Consider the following 568-nt stretch of genomic DNA (forward strand, 5'->3'; position numbering starts at 1 on the left):
GCCATGGACGCTGTGACCCAGGTCCCCGCGCCGGTGAACGAGCCGGTGCACACCTACGCACCCGGCACTCCCGAGCGCGCCCGTCTTGAGATCAAGCTCAAGGAGCTTGGCGAGAACCCCATCGACCTGCCGATGACCATCGGTGGCGAGAAGCGGATGGGCGGCGGCGACCGCTTCGACGTCGTACAGCCGCACAACCACGCCGCCAAGCTCGGCACCTACGGGAACGCCACCGCCCAGGACGCCCAGGACGCGGTGGACGCCGCGCTGGCCGCCGCCCCCGCGTGGCGCGCCCTTGCCTTCGACGACCGCGCCGCGATCATCCTCAAGGCCGCCGAGCTGCTCTCCGGCCCCTGGCGCGAGACGCTGGCCGCCTCCACCATGCTGGGCCAGTCCAAGACCGCCCAGCAGGCGGAGATCGACACCCCCTGTGAGCTGGTCGACTTCTGGCGCTTCAACGTGCACTTCGCGCGCCAGATCATGGCCGAGCAGCCGATGGCCAACGCCCCGGGCGTGTGGAACCGCAGCGACCACCGGCCGCTCGAGGGCTTCGTCTACGCCATCACCC

1 protein-coding gene is annotated in these 568 nt (G+C 71.0%); it reads left to right on the forward strand.

Annotation, left to right across the window (positions count from 1 at the left end):
• Nucleotides 1–3 precede the first annotated feature (3 nt).
• A partial coding sequence (locus KUM32_RS32740) for an aldehyde dehydrogenase family protein (RefSeq protein WP_217145572.1) occupies nucleotides 4–568 on the forward strand: 565 nt, incomplete at its 3' end.

It is taken from the genome of Streptomyces sp. AC627_RSS907 (assembly GCF_019049165.1).